Origin of the sequence: Nesterenkonia ebinurensis (genome assembly GCF_008711175.1) — a bacterium.
Taxonomy (GTDB): Bacteria; Actinomycetota; Actinomycetes; order Actinomycetales; family Micrococcaceae; genus Nesterenkonia; species Nesterenkonia ebinurensis.
Window position 1 is genome coordinate 84956 of the sequence record NZ_VWNF01000049.1, and the last position, 16169, is coordinate 101124.

The window sequence follows — 16169 nt, forward strand, 5'->3', positions numbered from 1 at the left end:
GGAGCAACCCGATCGAGCCGAGTCAAGACCCGAGCTTCGCTCGAGGCTTCCGAACCGATTTGAGGGTTGGAGCACCGCAGGTGCGGGATCTGTGCCCGCCGCCGGAGGCAAGCACTGGGCGAGCAAACCGGTCCCTTCCGGCTGGAGCTGAAGATCAGGTAACATCTGAATCCTTATGGAGTATCGAAGTCCCGGCTTTCGCCGGATACTTGTTTCAGACACTTTTGCCCATGCGGCACCTACCCGAGCCCCTTTGAGCTGCGAGCCACACGATGCAGCGACTTTAGGTGTGATCTCCGGCGCACCCCGGACGAGAGTGGCTGCGAGACGCGCGTTACCAGCGGGACTAGCAGGGTGGTGGCTCCGCTAAGTGGAGTGGATTCTTCTTCTGGTCGGCATTCTGTTGATCCTCGGCAACGGGTTCTTCGTGGCAGTGGAGTTCGCCCTGGTCGCCCTTGACCAGCCCACGGTGCAGCACGCCATCGATCATGGCGATAAGCGTGCAGTGCCGCTGATGAAATGCCTCAAATCGCTCTCCACTCAGCTGAGCAGCTGCCAGCTGGGCATCACCCTGAACACCCTGCTCATCGGATACGTCACCGAACCCGCACTGGGCACTCTGCTGGAACCGGTGATCGAGGCCGCCGGCGTCCCCGACGCCGCAGCCGGGGGAGTCTCACTGTTCATCGCCATGCTGGTGGCCACCCTGGTCACCATGCTCATCGGCGAGTTGGTGCCAAAGAACCTGGCAGTGGCGGAGTCCTTCCGGATCGGCCGCGCCCTGGCCCGGCCTCAGCTGGTCTTCACCGCAGTGTTCAAACCGCTGATCATTGTGCTCAACGGTTTCTCCAATAAGGTCCTCAACCGGTTCGGCCTGGAGGTCAAGGAGGAGCTCTCCGGGGCCCGCACTCCGGAGGAACTCTCCGCAATGGTGCGCCGTTCCGCGAGTTTGGGCACCCTGGACGAGCAGGCTGCCACCTTCTTGGACCGCACCCTGCGCTTCTCTGAGCAGACCGCCGCCGATGTGATGACACCCCGGCCCCGGATGCTCACGGTGGATGCCGAAGCATCCCTGGATGAGCTGATCGACACCGCCCGGCGCACCGGCTATTCCCGGTTCCCGGTGCTGGGCGAGTCTGGAATCGATGAGGTCCGCGGCGTGGTGCATGTCAAGAAGGCCGTGGCTGTCCCACGAGAGAAGCGCGAACCCCTGGTGGCGGCCACCCTGATGAGTGAGATCACTCGGGTGCCGGAGACCATCCACTTAGACGCCCTGCTTCCCGGGCTGCGCCAGGCGCCTCTGCAGATCGCGGTGGTGGAGGACGAGTACGGCGGCACCTCCGGAGTGGTCACTCTTGAAGACCTGGTGGAGGAGATCGTGGGCGAGGTCGCCGATGAGCACGACGCCCTGACCCCCGGGGTGCTGCAGTCAGCCTCCGGGGCCTGGTACTTCCCCGGACTGCTGCGCCCCGATGAGATCAACGCCCAGATCCTTGAGCTGGAGATCCCCGATGATCCCGCCTACGAGACCGTGGCCGGGTTCATTCTCTTTGAGCTGGGCCGGGTAGCCGCCTTGGGCGATGAGGTCAGCTTCGACTCCGGGCGCCTGGTGGTGGCCGGGATCGAGGGCCGCCGCATTGACCGGGTCAAGTTCATCCCCGACCCCGAGGCCCGCCGGGCCGCCTTGGAAGCTCATGCCGAACGTGTGCAGCGTCTGGCTGAGGAGCGCGCCGAGCGTGAAAGGACGGGTGGACGATGACCTCCGACCTCTTCGGACTGGTCTGGCTGGTGGTGCTGCTTGCCGGAAACGCCTTCTTCGTCGCTGGTGAGTTCGCGGTGCTTTCTGCCAGACGCAGCCAGATCGAACCCAAGGCAGAAGCCGGGTCCAAACGGGCCAAGACTGCGCTCTACGCCATGGAGCATGTCAGCCAGATGCTGGCCATCGCCCAGCTGGGCATCACCGTCTGCTCCCTGCTGCTGCTGCTGATGGCCGAGCCGGCCATCCACCATATGCTTGCCGTGCCCTTCGAGGCTCTCGGGGTGCCCGATGCCGCAAGCTACGTGGTCTCCCTGGTCATCGCCCTGCTGCTGGTCAGCTTCCTGCACGTGACCTTCGGCGAGATGGTGCCCAAGAACTTTGCCGTCTCGGTGGCGGATAAGGCCGTACTGCTGCTCAGCCCCCCACTGGTGCTGCTCTACCGGGTGTTCATGCCGGTCATCTGGATGCTGAACCTGTTCGCCAACCTGGTGCTGCGCGTCTTCCGGGTCACTCCTCGCGATGAGGTGATCTCCACCTTCACCCTCGAGGAGCTGGAGTCCATCGTCAACGAGTCCAAGCGCGGCGGCACGGTCAACGACGACGCCGGGATCATCGCAGGTGCCCTGGACTTCACCGAGCGCACCGCGGTGGAGATCATGGTCCCGGTTGAAGAGCTGGTCACCGTGCCCCGCACCGTGACCCCCAAGCAGGTGGAGAAGGCGGTGGGTCGAACCGGGTTCTCCCGGTTCGTTGTGGAGTCAGAGTCCGGCGGCTATACCGGCTACCTGCATCTCAAAGACGTCATGGCCCTGCCGGAGACCGCCGCAGAATCCCCGGTGCCGGTCACCATAGTCAGGTCCCTGGGTAATATGCGCACCGGTGATGACCTCGACAACTGCTTGGCCGCCATGCAGTCCTCAGGATCCCACCTGGCCCGGGTCATCGACGAGACCGGCACCACCGTAGGCATCCTCTTCCTCGAAGATGTCTTGGAGGTGCTGGTCGGCGAGATCCACGACATCACGCAGGCCAGAGATAGCCGCCGCCAGCACCACGTAGACTGAGCACCTGTGCGGGCATTTGGCTCCGCTGCAGGCCGGCCGCGGAACCTCAGTGACGGCATCTTAGTGCATGTACCGCTTCCTCCCTGACATGCCCCGAACAGGCGAACGATGTGTGCACTGGTTCCAATGTCAGGGATCTGCCCCATCTCCTGCGGTGGACTTCGCGCAGCCGCTCAGGATTGATTTTGAGAACTGTTTTCAACAAATGTACTGTAGTCGGCATGCGAAGACTGTTCTGGGCAGCTGCCGCCTGCGCGGGCGGTGTCGTCCTCTCCTCCTGCGGGAACCCGGATGCGGGTACCGAGCCGCTGGGTGATGAGATCGCTGAGGTGGAGGACACCGGGCTGACCGTGGTGGCCTCTATTGACGTCTACACCGACCTGGTGACCGGCATCGCCGGGGACACTGTGGAGGTCCAGCCCCTGGTGGACTCCACCGCCATCGACCCGCACTCCTATGAGGCCACCCCGCAGGACCGGCTCACCGTAGAGAACGCCGATATCATCATCGCCAACGGCGGCGGCTACGACTCCTTCATCACCCTGCTGGCCTCCGCTGCGGATAAGGACGACGATGTCTACCAGCTCATCGAAGGCGAGAACTGGCACTCCCACGAGTCCGAGGGCAGCTGGGAGAACGAGCACATCTGGTACGACCTGGAGCGGATGAGCGAGTTCGTGCTGGACTTTGCCGAACACCTGGGTGAGATCGCCCCGGAGAACTCCGACTACTATGCGGAGAACGCCTCAGCCATGGCTGCTGAGATCGAGGCGCTCGCCGAGCGCAACACCGCCCTGGACGCCGAAGGGCACAGCTACTTCGCCACTGAGGCGGTCAGCGGATCCCTGCTGGACGACGCCGGGCTGCAGAACCTCACCCCGTTGGAGTTCCTCAACGCCGTGGAGCACGGCGACGACGTCTCCCCGCGGCTGTACGCCCAAGCCCTGGACCTGGCGGAGGAGATCGACCTGCTCTCCTACAACCCGCAGACCGAAACCCAGCAGTCAGCCCGTATCCGGGATGCCGCGGCCGATGCTGGGGCGGTAGTGGTGGAGTTCACCGAGACCATCCCCGACGAAGCTGACGGGTACCTGGACTGGATGGAGGCCAATATCGACATCATCGAATCCGCCCTGCAGGAGATCCCGTGACCGCTGCGCTGAGCCTGAACCAGGCGAGTGTGCGCTTCGGCTCCCGCGCGCTCTGGTCAGAGGTCAACCTTGCCCTGGAAGCAGGGGAGTTCCTGGCCGTGCTGGGACCCAACGGGGCTGGGAAGTCCACCTTCCTCAAAGTGCTGCTGGGCCTGCAGCGGCTCACTACCGGCAGGGCAGAGGTGCTCGGCCGGCCGGTGCGGCGAGGCTCGGCCCAGGTGGGCTACATCCCCCAGCACCACAACCTGGAAGTGGAGACCCCGCTGCGTGCTCAGGACCTGGTGGCCCTGGGGCTTGAGGGGCATAAGTACGGCATCCCCTGGACCTCTCGGAAGGCCAGGGCACGGATTGAGCAACTGCTGGGCCAAGTGGGCGCCGCCGACTACGCCGACCGGCCAGTAGGGCTGCTCTCCGGGGGTGAGCAGCAGCGGCTGCGGGCTGCTCAGGCGCTGGCGTCCAACCCCGCCCTGCTGCTCTGCGACGAGCCCCTGCACTCCCTGGACCTCAACCACCAGCGCGCCATCACCGAGCTGATCCGCTCCCAGGCGGTGGAGCGCGGCTCGGCGGTGGTGTTCGTGACCCATGAGATCAACCCGGTGATCGAACACGTGGATCGGGTGCTGTACTTCGCCCGCGGCGGCTACCGGATCGGCCCGGTGGAGGAGGTGATGCGCTCCGAGGTGCTCACCGAGCTCTACCAGTCCCCGGTGGAGGTCATCGAGCACAAGGGCCGTCTGGTGGTCATGGGTGAGCATGCTGAGGGGGAGCATCACAATGATTGAGCAGGTCACCTCCAGCTTCAGCACTGAGAACTACTGGGAGCTGTTCTGGCTGGTCCGCAACTCCGTGATCACCGCAGGGGTGCTGGGCCTGATGGGCGGGATCATCGGCATCTTCATCATGCTGCGCCGCTCCGGACTGGTGGTCCACGGCATCGCCGAGATTTCCTTTGCCGGTGCCGCACTGTTCCTGCTGGCTGGGCTGGATGTGGTGTTCGGCTCCGCTGTGGGTGCGGTGGTCGCCGCCCTGCTGATCGGTGTGCTCGCGCTGCGCGATAAGGACACCTCCGGGGTCACCGCGGTGCTGATGCCTTTTGGACTGGGCCTAGGGATATTCTTCCTGCACCTCTACCAGGGGCGCACGGCTAACCGGTTCGGCCTGCTGACCGGTCAGATCGTGGGGGTCGACGACGTCCAGACCCGCACCCTGGTCACCGGGGCGGTGGTCATCGCCGCGGTGCTGATTCTGATCTGGCGGCCGCTGATGTTCGCCTCGGTGGATCCCCAGCTGGCAGCTGCCCGAGGGGTGAACACCAACCTGCTGACCATCGTGTTCATGGTGCTGCTGGGCGGCGCAGTGGCGATGAGCGTCCAGGTGGTCGGCGCCCTGCTGGTGCTGGCCCTGCTGGTGGTGCCATCCGCTGCTGCGCTGAAAGTCGCCCGGCATCCGGCGGCAGTGGTGGCGCTGTCCTGCACCTTCGCCACCGTCTCAGCAGTGGGCGGGATCATGATCGCGATCATGGGGACCGTTCCGATCAGCCCCTACATCACCACCATCAGCTTCTTGTTCTACCTGGTCTGTCTCATCGTCGGCTGGCGGCAGCGCCGGGTGCGGCAGCGCAGCGCTGTGCAGGCGGGATCCTGACACGGCCGGCAGCAATTTACCCGCCCGTTGTTTCAGAATCTTCCTATTCAGGTCGGTTTGTGAAACAAACCCCGGGTAACTTCGGCTATGAACTGCGTGGTGCGGCGGTTGAGCAGCTCGGCGTCGTAATCGAGGGTCGCCACATGGCGGGAGCGCCGCAGGATCACCTCACGGGTCTGCGGCACGGCGCGCTTGAGCAGGGCGGCCGAAGACGAGCCCACTACCTTGTCGATGGGCGAGCGGATCAGCAGCACCGGGGTCTTCGACTGCGCGAGCTGGGGCAGTGCAGTGCGGCATTGCCGGAACAGCCGGTTCAGCTGCACCACAGCTTTGACCGGGGTCACCGAATAGGCCTCCTCGATCACCCCCGGAGTGGCGATCTCCCCGGCAATGGCGGGGATTGTCGGCTTGAACCGGTGCAGCACACCGGCCAGCAGCCCCTGCCCCGGTCCCAGTCTGAGCCCCGGATTGATGACGACCACGCCCGCCGCACCTTTCTGCGCAGCAGCCCAGAGCGCCAGCCCGCCACCCATGGACAGGCCCACGGTGACGATAGTGTCGCAGCGTTCAGCAAGCCGCTCGTAGGCCTGGCAGACAGCCTCGAGGATCTGCCCGGCCCGGGTCTCAGCCAGGTCCTCCCACCGGGTGCCATGGCCGGGCAGCAGCGGGAGCTCTGTGTCGTAGCCGGCTGCGGCCACGGCGTCGGCCACCGGCTGCATCGAAGCTGTGGTGGAGGTGAACCCGTGGATGATCAGGGCGCCGGCTGGGGGCGTCGTGGTGCTCATCCGGCGGTTACTCAGTGCTGCAGTTTTTGCAGAGGCCGAAGATCTCCAGGGTGTGCCGCACCTCGGTGAACCCGTTCTCTGCGGCCATCCGCTCGGCCCAGGACTCCAGGTCAGGGGCCTCGAACTCCACGGCGAGCCCACAGCTGCGGCAGACCAGATGGTGGTGGTGCTCATCGGCGGCGCAGAGCCGGAAGATCGCCTCACCGTCATCAGGTCGCAGCACATCCAGCAGCCCCTCCTCCTGGTGGGACTGCAGCACCCGGTAGACAGTGGCCAGGGAGACCTTCTCCCCGCGGTCAGTGAGGATTCGGTGCAGATCCTGGGCGGAGACGAAGTCGTCCAGCTCGCTCAGCGCGGCCCAGACCGCGCGCTTCTGGCGGGTGGACCGGCCTTTCACCGAGGGAGTGGCAGTGGTATTCATGATGCTGACACTCTAACAGCGCTGGTCGCGGCGGTGGGCGCATTCCCGCCGCCTCTCGGCGGGCTGCAGCGGCACCCGCCTTCGCACCTGAAGGGCTCACCATCGCTTCGCTTGGCTCGGGTTTTGGCTTAGTGTATTGATATGGCCAGTGTTTTCTCTAAGGTGATCAGCGGGGAGTTCCCCGGGCGGTTCGTATGGCAGGACGAGGTGTGCGTCGGGTTCCTCTCGATCGCGCCCCTGGCCTACGGGCACACCCTGGTGGTGCCGCGTGCCGAGGCGGACAAGTGGACTGATGCTGAGCCGGAGCTGGTGGCCCATCTGAGCACGGTGGCCCACCGCATCGGCAAGGCCCAGGTGGAAGCCTTCGGCTCAGCGCGGGCCGGCCTGGCGATCGCCGGCTACGAGGTCCCGCACCTGCATCTGCATGTCTGGCCTTCCAACTCCTTGGCGGACCACGACTTCGGCAAGGCCATGGCTGAGCCGGACCCGGGGAAGATGGACGAAGCCGCTGAGAAGATCCGGGTCGCCCTGCGCCTGATGGGCGAGACCGACCACGTGCCCGCCGAAGACGACTGAGCTAGCGTGACTGTTTGACGCGTGAGCGGATGCGCTTGGCGCTGACGGTCTGAGCGGTCCCCAGTTGTTGGGCGAAGAGGTTGACCCGCAGCTCCTCGATCATCCACTTCACCGCAGCCAAGCTGGCAGGTACCGGAAGCTGAACCGGAACGGCCTCCACCGCGGCGTCGAACTCATCCTCCAGCTGCTGGATCTGCTGCATATCAGTGGTGTCCTTGGCCAGCCCCTGCCCGGCCTCCAGCCGGTCCAGCCGCACAAGCATCGCTTTGAGATACCGAGGAAGATGCTGGGCCTGAGCGAAACCGGTGACGGCGATGAATCCCGGGTAGACCAGCTGATCAATCTGTGCCTGCATATCTGAAACCGCGGCAGCCAAGGCCTTGGACTTCACGCTGGCCAGCCGGGCGCGCACCTCTGTGTTGAGGGTCAGCACCTGAGCCAGGACGTCGGTGAGCTTCAGCACGGTGTCGATCAGCTCAGCTCGGGCCTGCCGGGAGATGGTCTCGAACGCGGCGGCGGTGAACGGCAGCTCAGCGGGCACCAGATGGTCCAGCACGGCGGTGGTTGCCTCCGCGACGATCTGGTCTGTGCTGGTGGCGGCATCCTTGGCGAACTGCCCGAAGGCCAACCGCTCCCGATTGCTCAGGTGGTCCACCACATAGCGCTGGGGACTGGGCAGCACAGAGGTGAGCAGCGCCACGACGCCGCGGTGGTGGGTGCGTGCCTGCTCTGCGGCAGAGCCGGTGATGGTCAGCCGCACGCCGGAGTCTCCGACGTGGTCTGCACCATTGCTGCTGCGTTGGCGCCGGTCCCGCACATCAGGGGAGGCATCCGGAGCCAGGGCCGGGTAACCGGTGATCGCACGGCCTGCGACCTGACTGGTGACCTGCTGCGGGATGTCCCCGAAGGTCCAACTGGTCTGATTCCGCGCTGAGGTGTCGATTCCCGGGCCGGTGAGCTCGCCGCTCGCCTCGGTACCCCCGCTTCCACGCTGAGTGCGTGATTTGTGCAGCGCTTTAGCCTGATTTGGCCCGGAATTACTGCTCAGATCATGCACTGAACGAGAATCGGCGCCCGGCGGGGTTGGAGAATCGGCGCTTGGCGAGGCTGGAGATTCGGTGCCCGGCGGGGCTGGAGATTCACTGCCCGGGCCGCTGACCGAGCGCTGGATCGCCTCCCGGTTCTCCCGGCTGAACCGGACTTGCAGCTCCTCTAGGTCGAAGCCGGAGTCCAACACCCGTCCCCGCTCGCTGACCACCGCAAAGGTGAACCGCAGATGGTCCGGCAGAGCACCCAGATCCAGGTCCGCCGGATCCACCACTACGCCTTTGAGCTGGCGCAGCGCAGCAGCCAGAGCGGGCCGGAAAGGAGAGCGGGTCGCGTGGTCATCTTGCTCCATCTGCTCACGGGCTCGAGCCGCGACATCAGGGGCCGGCACAAAGTTCTTCCGCAGCTGCTTGGGCATTGACCGGATCAGTGCGGTGATCATCTCGGTGCGCCGGCCCGGGATGAACCACCCGAACCGGTGCGGCTCCAACTGGTTGAGGAAGAGCACCGGGATCCGGACGGTGACCCCAGCCTCATAGGCGTAGGTGAGCTCCAGGGGCAGGCCGTCATGGTCTAAGTGTTCAGGGAAGGCCTCCAGATCCAGCTGCTCGGCCTCAGGCGCCATCAGCGTGGACTCCGGCAGATCCAGCAGCTCAGGGGTCTGGTGGCGCTGCTTCTTCCACCAGGCGTCGAAGGCACGCTGTGAGGTGATCTGCTCAGGCAGGCGCTGGGCAAAGAACTCCACCAGGTGATGGTCAGCAGCACGCAGGTTCTTGCGCCGGGTGCGCTCCTCCAGCTCAGCGATCTCCTTCAACCGGTCCCGGTTGCGCTTATCAAAGTGGTGCCGGGTGCTCCAATCGCCCTCGATCAGTGCATGCCGGATGAACTCGGAGCGGGCAAACTCAGGGTCCAGATTTCCGTAGAGCACACTGCGGTCGGCCACAATCGGTACGCCGAAGAGGGTGATCCGTTCGGTGGCGACCACCGCGCCGCGCTTGGCGGACCAGACGGGGTCGGAATGGCTGCGCTTGACCAGGTGGCTGCCCACATCCTCGGCCCAGGCCGGGTCCACTGCGGCGACCGTGCGCGCCCAGAGCCGGGAAGTCTCCACCAGCTCAGCGGCCATCACCATCTCGGGATTCTTCTTGAACAGTCCGGACCCGGGGAAGATGGCGAACCGGGTGCCGCGCGCTCCCTGGTACTCACGGGTGCGCGGGGTGTAGAGACCAAGATGGCTGAGCAGCCCGGCCAGCAGTGACTTGTGGACCGCATCATGCTTGATCACGTGTTCGACACTGTCCCGGACGCGGATCCGGCGGGCGGAGAGCTTGGCCTGCTGCGCAAGCTCGCCGAGCTGGTTGACCAGATCCTGCCATTCGCGGATGCGCAGCCAGTTCAGATGCTCGCGGCGACACAGCTTGCGGAACTGCGATGATGACTGCCCTGCCTGCTGCTCCCCGAGGTAGCGCCACAGGTTCAGCAGTGCGGAGAAGTCAGACTTGTCATCGGCGAACCGCTTATGCAGCGCATCTGCCTCATCGCGGTGTTCGGCGGGGCGCTCGCGGACGTCCTGAATGGAGAGCCCGGCCACCAGCACGGTGACCTCGGTCAGGCAGTCGCGCCGAGCGGCCTCGACCATCATCCGGGCCAGTCGGGGGTCTACCGGCAGCTGGGCGATCCGCTTACCGGTGCCGGTGACCCGGCCTGAGGGTTCCAGGGCCCCGAGTTCGGTGAGCAGCCGGACGGCGTCATTGACCGCTTTGGCATCCGGCTTCTGCACGAACGGGAAGTCCAGCAGCTCCTGCGGGGTCCTGGTGATTCCCATTGCGGACATCTGCAGCAGCACGGACGCCAGCGAGGTGCGCAGGATCTCGGGATCGGTGAACTCCGGCCGGGCTTCGAAGTCCTCCTCCGAGTAGAGCCGGATACAGATGCCGTCTGAGGTGCGTCCGCAACGCCCGGCCCGCTGATCGGCGCTGGCCTGGCTGATCGGTTCAATAGGCAGCCGCTGGACCTTGGTGCGGGTGGAGTACCGGGAGATCCGGGCGCTGCCGGTGTCGATGACGTATTTGATGCCGGGCACGGTCAGGGAGGTCTCAGCCACGTTGGTGGCCAGGACAATACGACGCCGCCCACCAGTGGTGAAGACCCGCTTCTGCTCCTGGAGGGAGAGCCGCCCGAAGAGCGGGAGGATCTCGGAACCGGCCAGCTTGCGGTGGCGCTTGATGGTGTCGGCCAGGGCGTCGGCGGCATCTCGGATCTCGCGTTCGCCGGGGAAGAAGATCAGGATGTCTCCATCGGGCTCATCGGCGAGTTCGACCACGGCGTCACTGACTGCATCGAGCTCGTCACGGTCCTGTGCGGGCTGAGGTGAGTCCACTGCGTCGTTGTCTAGATCGACTACGGGCCGGTAGCGGATCTCTACTGGGTAGGTGCGCCCGGAGACCTCGATGATCGGGGCATCAGAGAAATGCTCGCTGAACCGCTCGGGATCGATGGTGGCGGAGGTGACCAGCACCTTCAGGTCCTTCCGCTGTGGCAGGATTCGCTTCAGATACCCGAGGATCACATCGATGTTGAGGCTGCGCTCATGGGCCTCATCAATGATGATGGCTGAATACCTGCGCAGTTGCGGGTCGCGCTGGATCTCGGCCAGCAGGATGCCGTCGGTCATCAGCTTGACCGAGGTGTCCTGGCCGACTTCGGCGGTGAAGCGGACCTGGTAGCCCACGGTGCTGCCGATCTCGGTGCCCAGCTCCTCGGCCAGGCGCTCGGCCACGGTGCGAGCCGCCAGCCGGCGCGGCTGGGTGTGCCCGATCAGGCCCTGCTCATGCAGTCCCAGTTCCAGCAGCATCTTGGGCAGCTGGGTGGTCTTTCCCGAGCCGGTCTCACCGGCGATCACCACCACCTGGTGCTCACGCAGCGCCGCCAGGATGGTATCCCGTTCACCGGTGACCGGCAGATGCTCGGGGTAGTTCAGGTCGGCAGGGGAGTAGGCCGAGGTGGTGGAAGTCTCCGTAGGCATGACCCGCTGAGTCTATCGGCCCGCAGTCCGGAGTCAGTCCTCGGTGGGGGCCAGCGTCAGCTCCCCGAACTCTTCACGGACTTCCTCAGTGTCGGGAACCAAGATGTACTCACCGCTTTCCCGTTCGATATCGAACAAGAAAGGACCCTCGTCCTCAGCGTCCTCCACATCCAGTGTGAGCACGCCTTCTTCCACCGAATAGCTGAACCCTCGGCTGAAGGTGGGGGAGGTGTAGGCAGCGGTGCTGACATTGAAGGTCATCTGGCCGGATTCACCGTTGGTGGAGACCACGCGCCAGGTCTGTGACCGCAGATCCGAGGCCGGGTCTGGAACGCAGCCGGTGAGAAGGCCTGCACAGAGGACAGCGGCGAGCAAGAGAAAATTCTTAGATCTCATGTCTGTGGTGAGTCTACAGGCGCGTTATGCGCAGCAGGGCGGGCCGGCTTGGGAAGCCGTGATGATGGATTAGGTTCTCGGTGCACTTTGGGGGTACGATAACTCTCGCTGTTTTCAGCAAGTTGAGGTCCCAGGGACTCGGTGAGAACCGGGATAACAGGACCGATGCGCGAGTGGCGGAATTGGTAGACGCGCTGGCTTCAGGTGCCAGTGATCGAAAGGTCGTGGGGGTTCAAGTCCCCCCTCGCGCACGAGTGTTAAGTGGCCTCTGACCTGGGGTTTTGTACTCCGGGTTGGGGCCATTTTCGTGCCATGTGCCGAGATATGGGGGTTATTAGGGGTTATAGGCAGAAATCTCGACGAGACTACGCCGCATATCCAGTTGGTCGCGGACACCCACGCTCCCGATCCGAAGCACGAAGGCCACCTGCGGGTGACGGCCTCACAGATGTGGGGTCAGCACCGCGAGGTCACCGAATCCAACGGCAAGACGATCCCGGCCCAGCAGAAGATGCGCACCTACCAGGCCGGGTTCCGGGAGCGTATGCACGGTGCCGGGTTCGACGTGGAGTTGGACGCTGATCCGGTGCGTAGCAGCCGGAAGCACACCAAGGAGGAATACGTCGAGATTCAGGAGGGCCAGGAAGCTCTGGAGGACCGCGCTACCCGCACTGGAGGTCAAGGAACGGGACTACCAGGCACGGGAGGCCAAGCTCTCCCATTTGGAAGCGGCTGCTGAGCGGACCGGGTTCAGCGAAGGCAACAAGCGCGGCTACCAGGATGGCTGGAAGAAAGGCTACTCCGAGTCCGAGGGATTCACCCCGGGCAAGAGCACAGGTGCTGCCGAAGCCGAAAAGGAGAACCGGCGTATCCATGCGCTGCTGGTCAAAGACCGACGGGCTACCCAGGAGGAGCGGGACAAGGCCGCCGCCGAGAGGCAGGAGGCCGAGCAGGCCTGGGCGCAGGCCCAGCAGCATCTTGAGATCGCGCGTGCGGTTGCTACGACACACCAGAAGTCGGTCAGCTTGCTGGAGGCTGCCCGGAAGTCCCTGCTGGATAAGCCCCCTATCTGGAAGGCGTTCCTGAAGGGCCGCCCGAAGCTCCAGGCCCAGTTCGAGGACTTCGAGCAGAAAGCTCACAGGCGCTCGACCGGGGTGTTTCTAAGGCCAAGCAGAAGTCCTAGGAGGCCAAGGCCGCAGCAGAGAAGAGGATGGGTCTGCTGAAGGTGTGGTGGAGTTCAAGACCAAACTAACCTCTGGGCGACGCTGGCTGCCCTATGCGGGAGCATGCACACGTTCAGATCGGCCTAGTCTCGCCAAAACCACCGGCGGAACCATGGCGTTCGTGAGTTCCTCTGTGCATGCTGTTCTTCTTCGCGGGCCTGTGCCTTCTCGATGCGTTCTGCCTTTCGACCCGCCCAGGCCTCCACAGTGGTTTCGACGTCACGGGGCATGGTCAGCAGCGGAGGGCCCTCTGGCGGCTCATAGCGAGCACGGATCACACTTTGATTGAATGTCTCTATCTCCTGGCGCACTGCCTCTTCGTTCGGCAGCTGGTCGAGCTTGGCATCGAGCTCAGCGTCCCTCTTACGCAACTCCACAGAGAGAGGCAGAAGCGCCAGCTTCTCACGCTTGAGCAGACTCTTGAACCACCAATCGGGATCGTAGCTATCCGAAAGGTCAAGCGGTTCTCCGCTGCCTGGAAGGTCATCGAACTCACCGCGTTCAGTAGCTTTGCGGATCTGATAGTCGGCCATCAGCGCAATGGTGACCTCGATGTCGACGGCGAAAGCGGCCGGTTCACAGAACCTGGCGGGCGGCGGCCAGTAGTTCATGGTGACTCCCTCCTTTTTCAAGTCACATGTATTATGTCATGCGTATTGAAAAACAGAGGAGGTCAAGGATGCCCAAGCAGGTAGACCATCGCCAACGGCAGGACCTGATCGCACGCGCCCTCTGGCAGGTCGTTGATCAACATGGGTGGGCGCAGGCGTCCATGCGCGAGGTCGCCCGGGAGGCGGGAGCGTCTCTTGGGCAAGTGCAGCACTACTTCTCGTCTCGAACAGAGATGCTGACCTTCGCGATGGAACACGCCTCCGCTGAGACGTCCCACCGCATCCAACATCGCTTGGATGAGCTCGAGACGCCAGACCATCCTCGAGAGGTGCTGAGAATCGTGCTCACCGAGATGCTGCCGCTGTATTCCGACAGTCGCGCCAGAAGTCGCATGAGTGCCGCATACGTGCTCGAGGCACTTCATGATGAGTCACTGCGAGAACAGGCCCGGGCGGGGCTACGCGATGGACGCTCGATGGTTGAGAGCCTGATCCGGCAAGCGATCACTGATGGGCACATTGCTCGGGGCCGTGACCCCGTGGTGGAGACAAATCTCCTCCTCGCGCTGACCGGCTTCACTCCATTGCTCGAACTCGGAGTTATAGACACCGATGCAGTGCTGAAGTCCATCGACGATTATCTAGATCGGCTTTTTGCGGCACCACAAACCTCAATGCCGCTTAGATGTTGTGCCGAAGCTGAGCCCCACGCAGGAGGTCGAGCGGAAACTGGCACTGCTGGTACCGGAGGAGAAGGAGCGGGATCAGCAGTGGAGTAAGTGAGGCCTGGGTTTTGAGTCCGGTCGAGTTCAAGTTCCATGTTGCCAAGTTGCTCTATGGGAGCCCTTCGCCTCCGACCAAAAAGAAAACCCGCCCGGTGCCGGAGCACCAGGCGGGCATCTTGGGTGGTGTGGTCATAGTCCGGTGGTCTTCTTCACCAGGGCGCGGGCCTCGCGGTAGGTCTCCCGGAAGTCCTCCAGCATGTGGAAGCGGGCACCATCGGGCAACTTCCCCCTCACGACCACGACGAAGACGTCGCGGTGGGTCCGGGGGTCATAGTCGATGTATGCGAGATATTCGTCGTTCTCAAAGCGGCGCACACCGCCCCTGGGGAGTTGCTGCTGTTAGGTCGTCATGCCACCAAGACACCTTCGACGAAATACTCGATGGCTCGGTAGACAGCCTTATCGGAACCAATGACCTTCTCGATTTTCTCCCCTCCCCAGTAGGAGTGCCAAGAAGCTCTGGTGATGCTCCTCTCGGTATCGAGGGTGGCCACGATCTCCACGTGCGGGCCTCCGGTGGTCAGCACGATGGAGACCTGGCGCTGGAGGACCACTTCAAGCGGTTCCTCGTGCAGCGAGTCCATAGGGTCCCGGCCCTCGTGGCTCTCTCCTGCATCCAGCGCGGTGAAGATCGCCTGGAAGGACTCTTCGTTGGCGCGGATTTGGTCAGCCAGCTTCTGCTGTAGCGATGGCATAGCGGGTTCCTCTCGGGTCGTGAACGCTTTCGTGCTCACTCCCCGGGCAGCGGTCTCCGCTGTCCAGCCCCAAAGGATCGATAGACTTGTGTGATGGCAGAGTTTCAGGTTCCCAAGAACGATCCCTCACTGTCGTTGGAAGAAGTGTGGCCGCCATTCGGGCTGCGGATCGAATCGCCGCGACTAGTCCTGCGGCAAGTTCGGGAGACTGATTTCGCGGGCTTCCTGGCGGCAGCATCATCTGGTATCCGGAACACGGAGAAATGCCCATTCCTCACACCGTGGGATGACAACCCACCGGAGGCGATGGCAAGGAACTCGCTGCCCTACATCTGGAGTCAGCGCGCCAAGATCGGCCCAGACCACTGGTACCTCATGCTCGGAGTATTCTTGAAGAACGACGACCGCTCGGAGGGGCTTCTGATCGGGGTCCAGGACGTCAACGCCAGAAATTATCGGGTGATGCGCACTGTGAATTCGGGCTCCTGGATGCGTCGCGATCACCAGGGGCAGGGTCTTGGTAAAGAGATGCGGGCCGCCATGCTGCTCTGGGCCTTTGACCACTTCAATGCAGAATATGCACAGTCCGGCGCCAACTCGTGGAACAAGCCGTCACAAGGGGTCTCAGCGTCTTTGGGTTACCAAACCGTCGGACGGGCACGGCGGGTCGGTGCTTATGGTGATGAGGCCGAGGAGGGGCTGTACTTCCTGCTGTCTGCTGACGAGTTCAACCGCCCCGACTGGGACATAGAGGTTACCGGCAACGAGCTTCTCAGGGACTTCATGCTTCTGACTAACCGGCACCTTCACTCGTCATGACACCGAGTATCGACGGAATCGAGGTCGCCCGACACGCCAGAGGTCCCGGCACTCACCTCCATGGGGCAAACGATGGGGCACCGACCATGTATCTAGACGAATCTCGACGTTGTTACTCGTTGGCCTGGACCTCTAGATCGTTGATTTCATGCGGAGCGAGGTACTAGT

General features: G+C 63.8%; 17 protein-coding genes and 1 tRNA gene. 11 read left to right on the top strand and 7 right to left on the bottom strand.

The features are described from left to right. Positions 1–370: 370 nt before the first annotated feature. From F0311_RS16765 to F0311_RS16785, 5 genes are all read left to right on the top strand, one after another. Positions 371–1759 carry a hemolysin family protein gene (locus F0311_RS16765; RefSeq protein WP_150463098.1) on the top strand — a complete coding sequence of 463 codons (1389 nt, stop codon included), beginning with the start codon at positions 371–373 and terminating at the stop codon, positions 1757–1759. Beyond that, positions 1756–2823, top strand: coding sequence for a hemolysin family protein (locus tag F0311_RS16770; RefSeq protein ID WP_150463099.1), 1068 nt, complete (start codon positions 1756–1758; stop codon positions 2821–2823). The genes F0311_RS16765 and F0311_RS16770 overlap by 4 nt, the downstream gene beginning before the upstream one ends. 221 nt (positions 2824–3044) lie before the next feature. Beyond that, positions 3045–3974 carry a metal ABC transporter solute-binding protein, Zn/Mn family gene (locus F0311_RS16775; protein ID WP_150463100.1) on the top strand — a complete coding sequence of 310 codons (930 nt, stop codon included), beginning with the start codon at positions 3045–3047 and terminating at the stop codon, positions 3972–3974. Then, complete coding sequence (locus F0311_RS16780; protein ID WP_150463101.1) at positions 3971–4756, top strand: metal ABC transporter ATP-binding protein; 786 nt, start codon at positions 3971–3973, stop codon at positions 4754–4756. The genes F0311_RS16775 and F0311_RS16780 overlap by 4 nt, the downstream gene beginning before the upstream one ends. After that, positions 4749–5618 carry a metal ABC transporter permease gene (locus F0311_RS16785; RefSeq protein ID WP_191090002.1) on the top strand — a complete coding sequence of 290 codons (870 nt, stop codon included), beginning with the start codon at positions 4749–4751 and terminating at the stop codon, positions 5616–5618. Before F0311_RS16780 ends, F0311_RS16785 begins: the two co-directional genes overlap by 8 nt. Positions 5619–5665: 47 nt before the next feature. Here the strand turns inward: F0311_RS16785 and F0311_RS16790 are convergent, their stop codons facing one another. Next, complete coding sequence (locus F0311_RS16790) at positions 5666–6403, bottom strand: alpha/beta hydrolase (protein WP_150463102.1); 738 nt, start codon at positions 6401–6403, stop codon at positions 5666–5668. Between the two features lie 7 nt (positions 6404–6410). Continuing rightward, complete coding sequence (locus F0311_RS16795) at positions 6411–6824, bottom strand: Fur family transcriptional regulator (RefSeq protein WP_150463103.1); 414 nt, start codon at positions 6822–6824, stop codon at positions 6411–6413. 141 nt (positions 6825–6965) lie between these two features. Between F0311_RS16795 and F0311_RS16800 the strand changes: the two genes are divergently transcribed. Then, entirely contained in the window at positions 6966–7400 is a 435-nt protein-coding gene (locus F0311_RS16800) for an HIT family protein (RefSeq protein WP_150463104.1), read from the top strand. 1 nt (position 7401) lies between these two features. On the opposite strand, the gene hrpA is transcribed toward F0311_RS16800, so the two are convergent. Together hrpA and F0311_RS16810 are read right to left on the bottom strand one after the other, a co-directional pair. Further along, positions 7402–11472, bottom strand: a complete 4071-nt coding sequence (gene hrpA, locus F0311_RS16805; protein WP_150463105.1) for an ATP-dependent RNA helicase HrpA — start codon at positions 11470–11472, stop codon at positions 7402–7404. 33 nt (positions 11473–11505) lie between these two features. Beyond that, entirely contained in the window at positions 11506–11868 is a 363-nt protein-coding gene (locus F0311_RS16810) for a hypothetical protein (protein ID WP_150463106.1), read from the bottom strand. Between the two features lie 167 nt (positions 11869–12035). On the opposite strand from F0311_RS16810, the gene F0311_RS16815 reads away from it, so the two are divergent. The 3 genes from F0311_RS16815 to F0311_RS16825 all read left to right on the top strand — a co-directional run bounded on the left by F0311_RS16815 (position 12036) and on the right by F0311_RS16825 (position 13091). Further along, positions 12036–12119: transfer RNA gene (locus F0311_RS16815), tRNA-Leu, on the top strand. A 182-nt stretch (positions 12120–12301) separates the two neighbouring features. Then, positions 12302–12607, top strand: coding sequence for a hypothetical protein (locus F0311_RS16820; RefSeq protein WP_150463107.1), 306 nt, complete (start codon positions 12302–12304; stop codon positions 12605–12607). Then, a complete protein-coding gene (locus F0311_RS16825) occupies positions 12591–13091 on the top strand; it encodes a hypothetical protein (protein ID WP_150463108.1) in 501 nt (166 codons plus the stop codon). The genes F0311_RS16820 and F0311_RS16825 overlap by 17 nt, the downstream gene beginning before the upstream one ends. Before the next feature lie 83 nt (positions 13092–13174). Here F0311_RS16825 and F0311_RS16830 read toward each other — a convergent pair whose 3' ends face one another. Further along, positions 13175–13702 (bottom strand): DnaJ family domain-containing protein, encoded by a 528-nt coding sequence (locus tag F0311_RS16830; RefSeq protein ID WP_150463109.1) that lies wholly within the window; start codon positions 13700–13702, stop codon positions 13175–13177. A gap of 26 nt (positions 13703–13728) precedes the next feature. Between F0311_RS16830 and F0311_RS16835 the strand changes: the two genes are divergently transcribed. Then, positions 13729–14481, top strand: a complete 753-nt coding sequence (locus F0311_RS16835; RefSeq protein WP_223881443.1) for a TetR/AcrR family transcriptional regulator — start codon at positions 13729–13731, stop codon at positions 14479–14481. Between the two features lie 135 nt (positions 14482–14616). On the opposite strand, the gene F0311_RS16840 is transcribed toward F0311_RS16835, so the two are convergent. Continuing rightward, positions 14617–14802, bottom strand: coding sequence for a hypothetical protein (locus F0311_RS16840; protein ID WP_150463111.1), 186 nt, complete (start codon positions 14800–14802; stop codon positions 14617–14619). A gap of 32 nt (positions 14803–14834) precedes the next feature. Beyond that, complete coding sequence (locus F0311_RS16845; protein ID WP_150463112.1) at positions 14835–15182, bottom strand: hypothetical protein; 348 nt, start codon at positions 15180–15182, stop codon at positions 14835–14837. A 93-nt stretch (positions 15183–15275) separates the two neighbouring features. Here F0311_RS16845 and F0311_RS16850 point away from each other — a divergent pair, with 93 nt between their 5' ends. Then, on the top strand, positions 15276–16001 hold the full coding sequence (locus tag F0311_RS16850; protein WP_150463113.1) for a GNAT family N-acetyltransferase: 726 nt from the start codon (positions 15276–15278) through the stop codon (positions 15999–16001). Positions 16002–16169: the final 168 nt, after the last annotated feature.

Coding starts and splice junctions, on each gene's coding strand:
- F0311_RS16770 (WP_150463099.1), top strand. CDS start 1,756: ATGACCTCCGACCTCTTCGGACTGGTCTGGCTGGTGGTGCTGCTTGCC.
- F0311_RS16775 (WP_150463100.1), top strand. CDS start 3,045: ATGCGAAGACTGTTCTGGGCAGCTGCCGCCTGCGCGGGCGGTGTCGTC.
- F0311_RS16785 (WP_191090002.1), top strand. CDS start 4,749: ATGATTGAGCAGGTCACCTCCAGCTTCAGCACTGAGAACTACTGGGAG.
- F0311_RS16790 (WP_150463102.1), bottom strand. CDS start 6,403: ATGAGCACCACGACGCCCCCAGCCGGCGCCCTGATCATCCACGGGTTC.
- F0311_RS16795 (WP_150463103.1), bottom strand. CDS start 6,824: ATGAATACCACTGCCACTCCCTCGGTGAAAGGCCGGTCCACCCGCCAG.
- F0311_RS16800 (WP_150463104.1), top strand. CDS start 6,966: ATGGCCAGTGTTTTCTCTAAGGTGATCAGCGGGGAGTTCCCCGGGCGG.
- hrpA (WP_150463105.1), bottom strand. CDS start 11,472: ATGCCTACGGAGACTTCCACCACCTCGGCCTACTCCCCTGCCGACCTG.
- F0311_RS16810 (WP_150463106.1), bottom strand. CDS start 11,868: ATGAGATCTAAGAATTTTCTCTTGCTCGCCGCTGTCCTCTGTGCAGGC.
- F0311_RS16830 (WP_150463109.1), bottom strand. CDS start 13,702: ATGAACTACTGGCCGCCGCCCGCCAGGTTCTGTGAACCGGCCGCTTTC.
- F0311_RS16835 (WP_223881443.1), top strand. CDS start 13,729: ATGTATTATGTCATGCGTATTGAAAAACAGAGGAGGTCAAGGATGCCC.
- F0311_RS16845 (WP_150463112.1), bottom strand. CDS start 15,182: ATGCCATCGCTACAGCAGAAGCTGGCTGACCAAATCCGCGCCAACGAA.
- F0311_RS16850 (WP_150463113.1), top strand. CDS start 15,276: ATGGCAGAGTTTCAGGTTCCCAAGAACGATCCCTCACTGTCGTTGGAA.